At 61.6% G+C, this 13,345-nt stretch carries 11 protein-coding genes; 2 read left to right on the plus strand and 9 right to left on the minus strand.

Annotated elements, in window-relative coordinates:
• Nucleotides 1-318: 318 nt before the first annotated feature.
• Nucleotides 319-2,532: a DNA polymerase III subunit gamma and tau gene (locus ACN50D_RS24035; RefSeq protein WP_047271569.1), complete on the minus strand. Its 2,214-nt coding sequence runs from the start codon at nucleotides 2,530-2,532 to the stop codon at nucleotides 319-321.
• Nucleotides 2,533-2,694: 162 nt separating this feature from the next.
• On the opposite strand from ACN50D_RS24035, the gene ACN50D_RS24040 reads away from it, so the two are divergent.
• Entirely contained in the window at nucleotides 2,695-4,008 is a 1,314-nt protein-coding gene (locus ACN50D_RS24040; RefSeq protein WP_003943791.1) for an ammonium transporter, read from the plus strand.
• A 6-nt stretch (nucleotides 4,009-4,014) separates the two neighbouring features.
• On the opposite strand, the gene ACN50D_RS24045 is transcribed toward ACN50D_RS24040, so the two are convergent.
• The 7 genes from ACN50D_RS24045 to ACN50D_RS24075 form a co-directional block, all read right to left on the minus strand.
• Entirely contained in the window at nucleotides 4,015-4,386 is a 372-nt protein-coding gene (locus tag ACN50D_RS24045; RefSeq protein ID WP_020905896.1) for a carboxymuconolactone decarboxylase family protein, read from the minus strand.
• A gap of 8 nt (nucleotides 4,387-4,394) precedes the next feature.
• Nucleotides 4,395-5,984 carry a long-chain-fatty-acid--CoA ligase gene (locus ACN50D_RS24050; RefSeq protein WP_212633847.1) on the minus strand — a complete coding sequence of 530 codons (1,590 nt, stop codon included), beginning with the start codon at nucleotides 5,982-5,984 and terminating at the stop codon, nucleotides 4,395-4,397.
• Nucleotides 5,977-6,600: an RBBP9/YdeN family alpha/beta hydrolase gene (locus tag ACN50D_RS24055; RefSeq protein ID WP_050656466.1), complete on the minus strand. Its 624-nt coding sequence runs from the start codon at nucleotides 6,598-6,600 to the stop codon at nucleotides 5,977-5,979. Before ACN50D_RS24055 ends, ACN50D_RS24050 begins: the two co-directional genes overlap by 8 nt.
• The gene (locus ACN50D_RS24060) at nucleotides 6,600-7,961 is read right to left on the minus strand and encodes an MFS transporter (protein WP_212633846.1); all 1,362 of its coding nucleotides are present in this window, start codon (nucleotides 7,959-7,961) and stop codon (nucleotides 6,600-6,602) included. Before ACN50D_RS24060 ends, ACN50D_RS24055 begins: the two co-directional genes overlap by 1 nt.
• Before the next feature lie 92 nt (nucleotides 7,962-8,053).
• The gene (locus ACN50D_RS24065; protein WP_003943988.1) at nucleotides 8,054-9,106 is read right to left on the minus strand and encodes a 3-keto-5-aminohexanoate cleavage protein; all 1,053 of its coding nucleotides are present in this window, start codon (nucleotides 9,104-9,106) and stop codon (nucleotides 8,054-8,056) included.
• 52 nt (nucleotides 9,107-9,158) lie between these two features.
• Nucleotides 9,159-10,058 carry a TauD/TfdA dioxygenase family protein gene (locus ACN50D_RS24070; RefSeq protein WP_204855045.1) on the minus strand — a complete coding sequence of 300 codons (900 nt, stop codon included), beginning with the start codon at nucleotides 10,056-10,058 and terminating at the stop codon, nucleotides 9,159-9,161.
• Between the two features lie 30 nt (nucleotides 10,059-10,088).
• The gene (locus tag ACN50D_RS24075) at nucleotides 10,089-11,063 is read right to left on the minus strand and encodes a quinone oxidoreductase family protein (RefSeq protein WP_003943928.1); all 975 of its coding nucleotides are present in this window, start codon (nucleotides 11,061-11,063) and stop codon (nucleotides 10,089-10,091) included.
• Nucleotides 11,064-11,262: 199 nt separating this feature from the next.
• On the opposite strand from ACN50D_RS24075, the gene ACN50D_RS24080 reads away from it, so the two are divergent.
• Nucleotides 11,263-12,267: an AraC family transcriptional regulator gene (locus ACN50D_RS24080; protein WP_007731570.1), complete on the plus strand. Its 1,005-nt coding sequence runs from the start codon at nucleotides 11,263-11,265 to the stop codon at nucleotides 12,265-12,267.
• Here the strand turns inward: ACN50D_RS24080 and ACN50D_RS24085 are convergent.
• Complete coding sequence (locus ACN50D_RS24085) at nucleotides 12,260-13,306, minus strand: YeiH family protein (protein ID WP_231782850.1); 1,047 nt, start codon at nucleotides 13,304-13,306, stop codon at nucleotides 12,260-12,262. The two genes, ACN50D_RS24080 and ACN50D_RS24085, sit on opposite strands and share 8 nt — an antisense overlap.
• Nucleotides 13,307-13,345 lie beyond the last annotated feature (39 nt).

Here is a 13,345-nt window from a genome sequence, read left to right on the forward strand (position 1 = left end):
ATCAAACATCCGACAACTATCAATCTGAACATTCGTGACACACCGAAATTTAACAGCAGCACTCGAATGCCCATCAGACAACGAGAAATTCCAGATATTCTTCGGCGACCATCGTCCGAATCGACGTTTCGTTACACCGGAACTGAGCGAACGAATGTGCCAGCAAACCAGCCACATACAATTCAGCTTTGCGAGGCCGAGCCGGCGCGCTTTCGAGACGCGCGCGCACAAAGGGAACGGCACTTATAACAATTCGATCACACAGTGGTGCAGCTGGATTCCGACCGCTGTTTCACGCACACGGACCGACTCGGCAACTCAGCTTTCGAGGCGGCGAGCTCCGAGGACGTCCTTGAGGAGTTCCTTTGCAACATCCTCGGGATCACGTCTGGCAGTCGGATCAGCGGGCTCCGCCGCCTCCGCAAACATCTCGTCCTCATCCTCCGGCGTTGCAGGCGGAGGAGTTGCCTCGTAGTCGACCTCAGGAGCAGGGGCCGGTCCAGGGTCTTCCGGATAGTCGGGGGCCTCGGGCGGCGGAATGTCGTCCGAATCTCCGCGCTGGGGCTGCGGGGCCTTGGGCTGCTGCGCTGCGCGCTCCTGACTGGGGCGAGAGAAGCGGGGCGCAGCGGCAGGGCGGCTCGGAGCTTCCGTCGCCTTGGTTGCGCTCGATACTGTCGGCGCTGTAGGCGCACCTTCTTGATACTCGACCTGCCAAGTGCCACCGAACATTTCGGCAAGGACCTCGCAAATGACCGCCGCGTTGTGCGGTTGCGTCACACGAGCACCCAGGACCGGTGAGCCGTGAGCGATGACAACGACATGTCCACGCACGTCGTGAACCGTCGCAGCGGACAGCATGGCCGGAAGAACCTTGTTTCGTTCACCGACCTTGTTGCGCAAGGTGTTCCACGATTCACGGAGAGTCTCGACTGTGGGGCCTGCCGAGACCGGCGCAGCTTCGGCAACCGCCGGCTCGTCGAACTCGGGCTCGGGCTCGTAGTCGGGTTCCGGCTCGGCAAGCCCGATCAGCTCTTCCGCCTCGACAGGAGCAGTAACCGGTGGTTCAACCACAGGAGCTTCAACTATTGGAGCTTCGGCAACCGGAGCTTCAACCACCGGAGCTTCGGCAACCGGCGGTTCCACGATCTCGACAGTGGGAGTCTCGACGACGGGAACTGCCGCTACCGGAGGTTCGACGACAGGAGCCTCCACAACCGGCGGCGCCGCAGCTGGAGCAGGCGCGGCTGGTTCCGGCCGTGCCTCAGGCTCGGCCTTGCGTTGAGAGGGCCGTTGGAACTTGGAAGCAATCTCCGGTTCGAGCGGCGGCACGGTGGGTGCCGGCGTTGCTGCCGCGCGAGGAGCAGCCGCGACTCCGGCAGCCGGAATACCTTGTTCCAGGCGCTCCAGCCGCTGCAATACAGCTGACTCGGTGTCGGAGGCCGACGGCAGCAGCATTCGCGCGCACATCACTTCGAGCAGTAGCCGCGGCGCCGTCGCACCACGCATTTCGCTGAGTCCGGCATGGACAGTCTCGGCGAAGCGGGTGAGCGTGGCCGGGCCGACTCGTTGAATCTGCTCACGCATCGTGACCAGCTCCGCTTCCGGAGCGTCGACCAATCCTCGTTCGCTGGCGTCGGAAACAGCCTGCATCAAGATGAGATCACGCAGGCGCTCGAGAAGATCGAGCGCGAATCGGCGTGGATCGTGACCGGCGTCCATCACGCGATCGACAGTGCCGAACAACGCGGCCCCGTCACTGGCAGACAGGGCGTCTACTGCTTCGTCGATGAGCGCGACGTCGGTGACTCCGAGAAGAGAGAGCGCGCGCGGATACGTGACACCTTCTTCTCCTGCGCCCGCGAGCAGCTGATCGAGGACACTCAACGAGTCACGAGGGGAACCGCCGCCGGCCTTGATGACCAGTGGATACACCGCAGGCTCGACCGGTACGCCCTCCTGGGCGCAGATCTTTTCCAGGAGTCCGCGCATGGTCGACGGCGCCAACAGGCGGAACGGGTAATGGTGTGTACGCGAACGGATGGTCGGGAGAACCTTTTCCGGTTCCGTCGTCGCAAAGATGAAGATGAGGTGTTCCGGCGGCTCTTCGACGATCTTGAGCAACGCATTGAAACCCGCCGCCGTCACCATATGTGCCTCGTCGATGATGAAGACGCGGTAGCGAGAAGCAGCGGGTGCGTGGAACGCCTTGTCTCGGAGTTCTCGGGTGTCGTCGACGCCACCGTGACTTGCGGCGTCGAGTTCCGTCACATCCAGGTTGCCTGTGCCGCCCGGGCCCAGCGAAACGCACGAGTCGCACACGTTGCACGGCGTCGACGTCGGTCCCTGCTCACAGTTCAGCGAACGCGCCAGGATTCGCGCCGACGACGTCTTTCCGCAGCCGCGCGGGCCGGAAAACAGGTAGGCATGGTTGATGCGTCCGGTGTCGAGGGCCGTGCTGAGCGGTGCGGTGACATGCTCCTGCCCCACCACCTCGGCGAAGGACGCGGGTCGATACTTCCGGTACAGGGCCACGCGCAAAGACTACCGGCGACCCACGACAGGTGGTCCGGTGCGGGTGCAACGCCGACTTCTCCCGAAACATGTTCGCAACACAATCGCAGTGCGGAGGAAACCGCACGCACTCATCGTGGGTTCCGTGCACGCGGGCTGGTCCGCGTGCGTGAGGAGAAAACTGTGCCCGCCACCATCGATGCCGGAGCAACTGCCTGGTTGCTCGTCAGTACTGCACTCGTACTTCTGATGACGCCAGGACTCGCACTGTTCTACGGCGGCATGGTCCGCTCGACGGGCGTACTCAACATGATCATGATGAGTTTCGTCTCGATCGCACTCGTCACGGTTGCGTGGTTGTTCGTGGGCTACAGCCTCGTGTTCGGCGACGATCACGGTGGCATCATCGGCGGACTCGAGCACATCGGCATGGCGGGCATCGACCCGTCGACGGTGCACGGGAATGTCCCGGAAGTGTTGTTCGCAACCTTCCAATTGACGTTCGCAATCCTTACTGCAGCGCTCATCAGTGGTGCGATCGCCGACCGCGCGAAGTTCTCCGCCTGGATGATCTTCGTCCCCATCTGGTCCTTGCTCGTCTATGTCCCCGTCGCTCACTGGGTGTGGAATCCGCAGGGATGGCTCGCCCAGATGGGCGCACTCGACTACGCCGGTGGCCTCGTGGTCGAAATCGTGTCCGGAGCGTCGGGTCTGGCATTGGCACTGGTCCTCGGCCAGCGGATGGGTTTCAAGGCCGAGTCGATGCGTCCGCACAATCTGCCGTTCGTCCTGCTCGGCGTAGGCCTGCTCTGGTTCGGTTGGTTCGGATTCAACGCCGGCTCGGCCCTTGCGGCCGACGGTATGGCCTCGCAGATCTTCCTCAACACACTCGTCGCCGGTTGCACCGGACTACTCGGCTGGCTGTTCGTCGAGCAGAATCGTGACGGACACCCCACCACGTTCGGCGCAGCTTCGGGCGTCGTCGCCGGTCTGGTCGCGATCACCCCGTCGTGCGGAACGGTGAACATGTTCGGTGCGCTCGTCATCGGTCTGATCGCCGGCATCGTCTGCTCGTACGCCGTGGGATGGAAGCACAAGCTCGGCTACGACGACTCCCTCGACGTCGTCGGCGTGCACCTCGTCGGCGGAATCGTCGGCTCGTTGTTGATCGGACTCCTCGCGACGGCCGTGATGACAGGCGGTCCGGAAGGTTTGTTCTTCGGCGGTGGATTCGCGCAGTTGGGCAAGCAGTTCGTCGGCGTCGTCGTGGTCGCGCTCTATGCCTTCGGTGTGACCTACGGTCTCGGAAAGCTCATCGACAAGACCTTCGGCTTCCGCATCTCGCGTGAAGACGAGGCCCGCGGAATCGACGTTGCCCTGCACGCGGAGTCGGCCTACGAGCACGGAGTCCTCGGCCACGGTCCGATCGGCGGACAGAACCCGAGCCCGTTCCTCCAGCGTCAGCGGGAGGAACGGGAGAACCGCGAGCGGGACTGACCGCCCTCACCGGTTCGCGATTTCCTCCATCAGGATCGGAACGCCGACATTGCAGGAATGAATCCCGACGACGGTGGTCAGTTTCAGCACCTCGAGAATCTCCTTCGGGGTCACTCCCATGTCGAGCGCGGCGCGAATATGGCGTCGTACGCCGGGTGCGTACATGTGTGTGCTCGCCGCATCGACGGCTATGCACAGCAACTGGATCACCTGAGGTGACAGCACCCCACTGTTCCAGGGCTGCATTGCTGTCTTCATGTACAGCTCGGTCCACTCGGGATCCAGCTCCGAAAGGCCGTCCCACAACGGATTCCAGCCACCCGAATCCTTCATGGCCTGGGTCACGGGAAAAGCTTCACTTGCTCGAACGTCAGTCATCGATCTCCTCAGACCATCGAAAATGCTTGATTCAGTTCACGTTTGAGAATCTTTCCGGTTGCCGTCATCGGCAGCGACGGCACGAACTCGATGCGACGCGGATATTTGTAGGCGGCCATCTGTTCCCGCGTCCATTCCACGAGATCCGATTCGGAGATCTCTTCACTCGGCTCTCGGATCACGAACGCGACAACTTCTTCGCCGAGGCTCGAGTCCGGCACCCCGACGACGGCGACGAGTGAGACGGCTGGGTGAGTGAGCAGAACCTCTTCGATTTCGCGTGGGTAGACGTTGAATCCGCCCCGCACGATCATGTCCTTCGCGCGATCGACGATGTAGTAATTTCCGTCGGTATCGACCCGTGCCAAATCCCCGGTGCGAAACCATCCGTCGCGCATGACTTCCGCCGTCGCCTCTGGTCGGTTGAAATAGCCCTTCATGACGTTGTGCCCGCGAATGGCCAACTCTCCCACTTCATCGGGGCCGGCGATCGTGTGCCAAGAGTCGTCGACAAGCCGCGCTTCGACGCCCCAGATCGGCACGCCGATCGAACCGGGCCGGGGGTCGCTCTCCGGGGCACTGAACAAGGCCAGCGGAGAGGTCTCGGACAACCCGTACCCTTCGAGGATCTGAACACCGAAGCGTTCCCTGAACTGTGTCAATATTTCCACGGGAAGCGCTGCGCCACCGGAGATCGCGCACCGCATGTTCTGTGCAACGGTCTCGATATCCACCCCGGATTTCACTACCTCGTCCAGCACGCCGAGCAGTCCCCAATACATGGTCGGGACGCCCGCGAAGACCGAGATCTTTTCGCGTTCCATGATCTCGAGTGCCGCGGTCGCGTCGAAGCGCGGCATCAACACCAAGGTGGCACCGACGCAGATTCCCGCATTCATGGTCACTGTCTGGCCGAACGAGTGGAACAACGGCAAAGTCAGGAGATAACGCTCATGCATGGACGGAACGCTCTCGAACAACCGGTTGGTCGACAGTGCATTCAAGACCATGTTGCAGTGAGTGAGTTCGGCGCCCTTGGGCTTTCCGGTCGTGCCGCTGGTGTAGAGGATGACCGCGGTGTCCGTCGGTTCACGAACAACCGCGACTGCAGGCGTTTCCGTGCCGGACACGGACGCCAGTGCTTCGCCTAGAGTCTCGACTCCGAGGATCGACGACGGTGCACCCGACTCGGCGCTGATCACGATCAGGGCCGAACAGGTCTCGCTCTGCTCGAACCCGGCGATGGCGTACTCGGCGATCGGCAATTCGGGACTTCCCTCGAAACAGAAGTACAGCTTTGCTTCCGAATCAGCCAGGTGATAGGCGATTTCGCGCCCCTTGAGCAGAATGTTCAGAGGAACGACGACGCCGCCGGCCTTGAGAATGCCGTAGTAGACGATCGGGAACTCGAGAACGTTCGGGCAGGACAACGCCACCTTGTCACCTGGCTCGACACCCCGCGAGACGAGCAGATGGGCGATGCGATTCGCGTACGCGTCGAACTGCGCATACGTCAGCCTCGCTTCCCCGAGAACCAGCGCATCCCGTTCCGGGTACCGCCGGGCCGAGTCTTCCAGCAGAGCAGCAAGATCAAGCATGACTGTGTTCCTCCTGCGCATCGGAATCCGTGGCATGAGACGAGGCAGCGCGCGACACCGACTCGAGCAGTTCCCGCACCAACGATTCCGCCCGCGGCCAATACCCGTATCCGGACGCCGGATTGAGATGTCCGACCTCACCCAGATCCAGCAACCGACTCCCCCATCCTTCAGCCAGACCCACAACTCGGCGATACCCGGCGAGCGGATCGTTCCGACTCGCCGCGACCGTGCTCGGAAACGGCAGACGCTGACGCGGTATCGGTAGCCACCCGTGACGGTCGAGATCTTCGAGAGACGGATAGGACTCGGGCAGCGGAAGTTCGAGATCCGCCGGCGTGACCAGAAGTGCGCCCGCAACCTCTCGATGATGCGCCCTCGCCCAGTGAGCAACTGTCATGACTCCGGCGCTGTGCCCGACCAGGACCACCGGCCCGCAGACACTTGTCAGCACCTCGTTCAATGCCGCAACCCGCGCATCGCGGCTGAGCTTGTCGGTCTCGAGGGGAGGAACCGTCAGAACGTTGTCGAGCCTGCGCGCGAGGTGAGTCTGCCAATGATCTTCGACATGATCCCGCAGACCGGGAACCATTACTACCGTAGTTGATTCATTCATCATGAGCTCCGAACGTCTGTTACTTCAGTGGCGCCGGGGATCTCGGGCCGATTCTGCAACGTCGCCAGCCGCCTCATCCCGGCGGGATAGGCACGCTTGCCGGCTACCAACGCGAGGGCCGCGACGACATAGACGAAGGGCGAAAGCTGTAGAGCACCGAGAAGACCCAGGTGATCGGCGAGGATGCCGACAACGAAGGGGCCGAGCGCCAGCCCGAGAAGGTTGTTGGCAACGGTGAGCGTCCCCATGGCCGACGCTCGAATCGAGTAATGGGTAAGGTTCGCGACCATAGCTGCCGTCAGCCCCGACGAACCGGCGGAGAAGAATGCACCGATACCGAGCAACACGAGTTGTGCTGTCCCCGTGCCTAACCGGAGCCCGATGCTCAGCGTCACCAACGAGATGGCGCAGTAAACGATGGCGGTGGTCCATTTTCGCGCCGAATCGTCGCGGCTGAATCGATCTGTGATGAAACCGCAGACCACCATCCCGCTTCCGACCAGGAGGACGAATACGGAAGCTGTGACGCCGGCCTTGTCCGGGGCCAAATCGTAGTAGCGATTGAAGAAGCTCGGCAACCACGCCAGAAGTACAGCGGCGGTGAACATCTGGAGACCACCACCGATGTAGGCGAACAACACGGCGGGATTGGTGAACAGCGAGGACACCGGCGCACGAAAACCGTCGTGTCTCACCGCTTCCCCGGCGGCATCCGGCGCGGCCTCGACGGCGTAAGCGGTGAGCTTCTTCTCGGTGACGAGGGCACGGAAGAGCGCGACCAGAATCAGACCGAAGATTGCCATGGCGGCAAAAGACCACCGCCAACTGAACTGGACTGCGATGAACCCACCGATTGCCACACCGATGACCGAACCGAACGATCCACCGGCCATGAAGGCACCGGCAAGAGCTGCGTGCACGCGGGGCGCAAACACACTGAGGACCACGGCGATACCCACGCTGCCGTACGCCGCTTCACCGACACCGACCAGGAACCGGGCGCCCAACATCTGTTCGTAGGTCTGAGCGATTGCGCACAGCAACGTCGCGACACTCCACAACACCGCCATCAAGATCAAGCTCTTGACGCGGCCCCAGCGGTCCGCGAGCAGCGACAACGGGAACGTCAACAGCCCGACCATCAATGCCACCACGCTGCTCAGGGAGGCGAGGTGCGAATCGGAGAGATCCCAGTCCGCTTTCAGGATCGGGAAGACTGCACTGAGCACCTGCCTCGACATGTAGTCCGAGAGCAGAAGACCGAAAGCCAGGGCGAAAACGATCCACGGGTATAACTTTCGTCGTCCGCCGATTCCGAGCGCGGTGTCCACACGTGGCGTGGCGGGAGCTTGCAGTCCCATGACTCTCCTAGGAAGTACTCGAGGTAGACGGGGGGATTCGGGGGTACGAACCGTCGCGGTTCGTACCCCCCCGGATACGAGAGGGTGCGGACTCAGGCGTGCTGCGTGAATCCCAGCTGGCCGATCCGGCGGTTGGGCGCGTAACCCAGCTTCGCCAACGTCTCGTCGGTGTCGGCATACGTCTCACCGATCCGGTAGATGTCCCGAGCTTCCTTCGCGGTAGCCACCTCGCGGCCCAATTCGCCTGCAATGCGCACCAACTGCTCGATCTGCTGCACCGACGTCATCTTCTCGCCCTTGCGGCCCCAGATGGTGTCCTCGTTGCCGCAGCGAGCGTGCAAGCCCATCGCGATGGCCATCGTGTTCACCGGCAGGACGCTACGCATCAGCGTTTCCAGCGTCAGGCACGCACCGTCGGGAACACGCTGGACGAAGTTCATCATGTTGTATGGGTTGGGTCCGTCGAAGCCGCCGCCGATTGCGACCCACGTGAGGTTGACCGGACCCGTGTAGATGCCGCGTCGGATCAACCGCTCCACCGTTTCGAGCTGCGGAATACTGGACAACTGGAAATGCGGCTGGATTCCGGCGGCCTGCAACCGGCGCAGGTGCTCTGCCACCCACTCCGGACCGGCGGGCACAGTCATTTCCCGATACGTATCGGCCAATTCCGGACGCTGCATCGACGTACCCGCGATGTCGTCGTCGGTCATCAGTTCCATGATGTTCATCTGGCTGGTATTGATCGCGATCGTCACCTGATCGGGAGCCGGCTCCAATTCCGCCAGCATGTGACGCACGTCGTCGGACAACCACTTCGCATCGGCACCTTCCCCCTCCGGGGCAAACGAAATCGACCCGCCGACCTGCAGAATCATCTCGGGAACGGCCTCACGCAAGCGACCGAGAAGCTCGTTGAACTTCGACAGACGCTTCGAGCCCTTGCCGTCGAGTTCACGCACGTGGATGTGGAGAACTGTGGCACCGGCGTTGAAGCAGTCGACGGCTTGCTGGACGTGCTCGTCCATCGACAGAGGGAGGTCTTCTGCAAAATCGTCCGGCTCCCACTCCGGTCCGTAGGGAGCAACGGTGATGACAAGCTTGTCCTGGGTTTCGGGGAACAGTGAATCGTCGTGGAAATGCATAGCGTGACTCCGATCGAGTGAATGAATTTATCTTCGGGGCTGGGAAGAGAGATCAGAACGGTGCGTCGCCGATGATTCCGGCGCGCTCCATCTTTCGAACCGCGGGCCAGTAGTCCTGCACCGCGTAATGCTGTGTCGAACGGTTGTCCCAGATCGCGACGCTGTTTTCGGTCCAACGCCACCGAACCTGGTACTCGGGAATCTGAGCCTGGCTCGCCAGGTAAGTGAGCAGATTCCCGGCGCCGGGGGCGTAATCGATTCCATAGCGGACGTTCTCGGGCGTGTGATAGTTCACGAGGTGTGTGGCGAACGAATTGACGAAGAGAATCTTCTCGCCGGTCTCCGGATGTGTTCGTACCACGGGATGTTCGGCGTCGGGAAAGCGTTCCTTCAGCTGGTGCCGCTGTTCGATCGACATCCGAGCGCCGAAGGTCGACTCGATACTGTGCCTGGCACGCAGATCCTTGATCTGCTCCTTGACCCGCGCCGGCAGATTTTCGTAGGCGAGTGCCATGTTCACCCAAATCGTGTCGCCGCCGACAGGAGGTGTTTCCACACAACGCAATACACATCCCATGGGCGGGTTAACGCGCCAGGTGGCGTCGCAGTGATATGCATTCTCGAAATGCTCCGGCGGGCTGTCCAGATCCTTGTAGATGCGGACCAGGCCCGGGTGGTCGGGGTCGCTGCCCAGAGCCGGATGATCCTCGAGTTCACCGAATCGCTGGGCAAGTTCTACGTGCTCGGCTTTGGAGAAGGTCTGGTCGCGAAAGAACAGAACCTTGTGTTCGAGCAACAATGCCTTGATTTCGGCGAAGAGTGCATCATCTCGCGCGACCTCGCCGAGATCCACCCCGGACAACTCTGCCCCGATCGAACAGGTCAATTTCTCGACGCGGATCGTATTCCTCGACGAGGGAAGGTTTTCTGTGAGCGTTGCGGTGTTGGTCATGACAATTCCTCTGGGAAGTACTGTTTCGGTTCAGACGGAGAAGACGGAGGAACCGATACTGCGACCGGACTCCATGTCGTGGTGCGCACGCACCGCATCTTCGAGGGGGTATCGCTGGTTGATCTCGATCTTGATTCGCCCGGACTCGACGTGTGAGAACAGTTCGCCCGCCAGTTCGGCACGTTCTTCGGGATCCGCGATGTAATCGGCGAGAGCCGGACGTGTGAGGAAGAGTGATCCCTTGACTGCCAACTGCATTGCCTGAATCGGCGGAGTCGGTCCGGACGCCGTTCCGAAGCACACCAGCAGCCCCCGCCTGGCAAGGCAATCGAGAGAGATGTCGAACGTGGATTGCCCGATACTGTCGTAGACAACCGGCACGCCGACGCCCCCGGTGATCTCCTTGACACGCGCGACGACGTCCTCGCGGGTGTAGATGACGACTTCATCGCAACCGTGAGCTCGGGCAACGCTCGCCTTCTCGTCGCTCGACACCGTTCCGATCACTTTGATTCCCAACAGTTTTGCCCACTGGGTGAAGATCAGTCCAACCCCGCCCGCCGCAGCATGTAGCAACACGGTGTCTCCCGCTTTCAACGGGTAGATGCGACGCAGAAGGTAGGCGGCAGTCAGTCCTCGCATGGTCATGGCGGCCGCGGTGTCGAAGGCGATGCCGTCGGGTAGCGCGATCAGGTCGGACGACGCCATGATCCGCTCGGTGGCGTACGCACCCAGCGGACTGCCGGTGTAGGTCACACGGTCCCCCACTGCAAAATCGACTACTCCCTCGCCGATCTCTTCGACCACACCGGCGCCCTCGACGCCCATCCCGGCAGGCAATTGCGCAGGATAGAGGCCACTTCGAAAGTAGGTGTCGGCGAAGTTCAACCCCACCGCTTCATGACGAACCCGAACCTCTCCGGCGCCCGGTCGTCCTACCTCGATCTCTTCCCAACGCATGACGGACGGTGTGCCGATCTCGTGGAACCGAATGGCGTTTGCCATCAATGCTCTCCAATTCTGTGGGCGGGCTCGACTCGATTACGGTCGAGCTGTATTCGTACGCAACAACTTCCAGAAGTCGGTGCTCGGCTTCGTGGTCGTGCCGAACTGATGTGAACAAACTATGTGAGATCCGGCTCACATGCTTAACTTGACGAGACACACAACACAACATTTCGGGACATCGAGTAAAGGGGGCCCTATGAAGCCACTCGCCCGCTACGCGTCACTGAACCGATACGTCGACCTGTGCCGAACAGTGGATGTGGACGCTGTTGCCCTCATGAGAAGTGTCGGCCTGAGCCCGGCAAGCCTGGCGAACCCCGACCAATGGGTACCGGCCGCCTCCATCGCATCGCTCCTGGAGCGATCGGCAGCGGAGTCCGGACACGAAGACTTCGGGCTTCTACTCGCCGGCCTGCGTCGACTGTCCAATCTCGGCCCCCTCAGCTTGGTCATCAGGGAAGAACCAGACGTCAGGAGCGCACTCGACGTATTGATGCGATACGAGCACACGTACAACGAGTCATTACGCATTCGATTGAACGAGGTCAACGGACTCGCCACCCTGCGAATCTCGCTCGAGGTCGGCGAACCGGTCGACACCAGACAGAGCGTCGAACTCGCAGTCGGCGCGACACTGCAGATCCTGCGGAGTTTCCTGGGTTCTCGATGGCAACCGGTCAGCGTGGGATTCACGCACAATGCCCCGAAAGACACGAGCACGCATCGGCGAATCCTCGGCGAGACGGTGGAATTCGATCACGAGTTCACCGGTATCGTTTTCTTCGCCGCCGACCTGGATGCGGCTAACCAACTTTCCGACGAGTTACTCCGGCCGTACGCTCGCCAGTTCCTCGACTCGCTTCCCGCCTCGGAAACCTCCGATACCCTCAGCCGCACCAAGGAATTGATCGAAGTTCTGCTTCCGACCGGCCGCTGCTCTGTCGAGCAAGTGGCACGCAGTCTCGGATTCGACCGGCGGACACTGCACCGTCATCTCGCCGAATCCGGAGATACGTTCACGGCCGTTCTCAATTCGGTTCGAAGCTCCCTCGCGGAACGATTTGTCTCCAACCCTCGCTATTCGTTGACCGAAGTGGCTGTGCACCTCGGGTTTTCGACGCAGGGTAGTTTCTCGCGCTGGTTTCGCACTCAGTTCTCGATGAGCCCGAGCGCGTGGCGGACTCAGCGCTCGATCAGCTGACCAGCACGACTCCGACGTAGGCGATCGTTGCCACCCACACAGTGGAAATCGCGGCCAGCACGAATGGCCGGGCGCCAACTCCACGAATGACGCTCAACCGCACCCCCAGCCCGAGTGCGAACATCGCGGCGGCCAACAGCGCCGTCTGCACCGTCTTCGCCAGCCCCAGAAGCTCATCCGGCAAGATGCCCGTGGAGCGCAAGCCCGTACAGCCGATGAACGCCACGACGAAAAACGGAACCAACGGAGGACGCTTGGTGGCGGTGCTGTCGACCATCCTGCGTTGCCGGATGCTCAGAAATGCCATGACCGGCGCCAACATCAACACGCGCGCAAGTTTCACCACGGTCGCGACACCCAACGCGGTGGCGCCGAGAGCGCTGCCGGCAGCCACCACTTGCGCCACTTCGTGGATCGACCCACCGGCCCACATGCCTGCACCGACCTCGTTCATACCGAAAGCGTTGGCCAACAGTGGGATTGTCGGAATCATCAGAGTTCCGAAGATCACCACCAACGCAACAGCGGTGAGCAACTCTTCCTCTCGCGCATTCACCACACCGTCCGCAGCAGCCACGGCGGCAGCGCCACAGATCGAGAAGCCGCAGGCAATCAGAATTCTCTGCGACCAACTCAATCCGAGAAATTTTCCGGCATACATGGTCCCGGCGATACCGAGGAACACAATCGCAACCACAACGGCGATCACTCCCCAGCCCAAACCGACGATGTCGGAGAACATCAATTGCAGCCCGAGCAGAGCGATACCCACCCGAAGTAGCCGTTTCGCCGAGAATGCCAGGCCAGGTTGGAATTTCGCCGGCAAAGAGACGGTATTCGCCAACACCGCACCCGCCACGATCGCAATCAGCAACGGACTCACGGCGGAGGTGAACTGACCGGCTATCAGCGCGACCGTGGCCCCCAAGGCGCACAACGCAACTCCGGGCACCAATGCAGCCACACTGGACCACCGTCGTACTTCTGACGAAGGGGCGACTGCGGGTTTCTCGGCCACGGACTTCACATCACGGTTCACTCATCCAGCGTCCTTGAGCCACCATCGCTCCGGTAGGGC

Source organism: Rhodococcus sp. SB1D, from assembly GCF_048573875.1.
Lineage (GTDB): Bacteria > Actinomycetota > Actinomycetes > Mycobacteriales > Mycobacteriaceae > Rhodococcus_F > Rhodococcus_F qingshengii.

What these genes read in the sequence shown, in the direction of transcription:
- ACN50D_RS24050 (WP_212633847.1), bottom strand. Translation starts at nt 5,984, where the DNA reads ATGCTTGATCTTGCTGCTCTGCTGGAAGACTCGGCCCGGCGGTACCCG.
- ACN50D_RS24065 (WP_003943988.1), bottom strand. Translation starts at nt 9,106, where the DNA reads ATGCATTTCCACGACGATTCACTGTTCCCCGAAACCCAGGACAAGCTT.
- ACN50D_RS24080 (WP_007731570.1), top strand. Translation starts at nt 11,263, where the DNA reads ATGAAGCCACTCGCCCGCTACGCGTCACTGAACCGATACGTCGACCTG.
- ACN50D_RS24055 (WP_050656466.1), bottom strand. Translation starts at nt 6,600, where the DNA reads ATGAATGAATCAACTACGGTAGTAATGGTTCCCGGTCTGCGGGATCAT.
- ACN50D_RS24070 (WP_204855045.1), bottom strand. Translation starts at nt 10,058, where the DNA reads ATGACCAACACCGCAACGCTCACAGAAAACCTTCCCTCGTCGAGGAAT.
- ACN50D_RS24060 (WP_212633846.1), bottom strand. Translation starts at nt 7,961, where the DNA reads ATGGGACTGCAAGCTCCCGCCACGCCACGTGTGGACACCGCGCTCGGA.
- ACN50D_RS24075 (WP_003943928.1), bottom strand. Translation starts at nt 11,063, where the DNA reads ATGGCAAACGCCATTCGGTTCCACGAGATCGGCACACCGTCCGTCATG.
- ACN50D_RS24045 (WP_020905896.1), bottom strand. Translation starts at nt 4,386, where the DNA reads ATGACTGACGTTCGAGCAAGTGAAGCTTTTCCCGTGACCCAGGCCATG.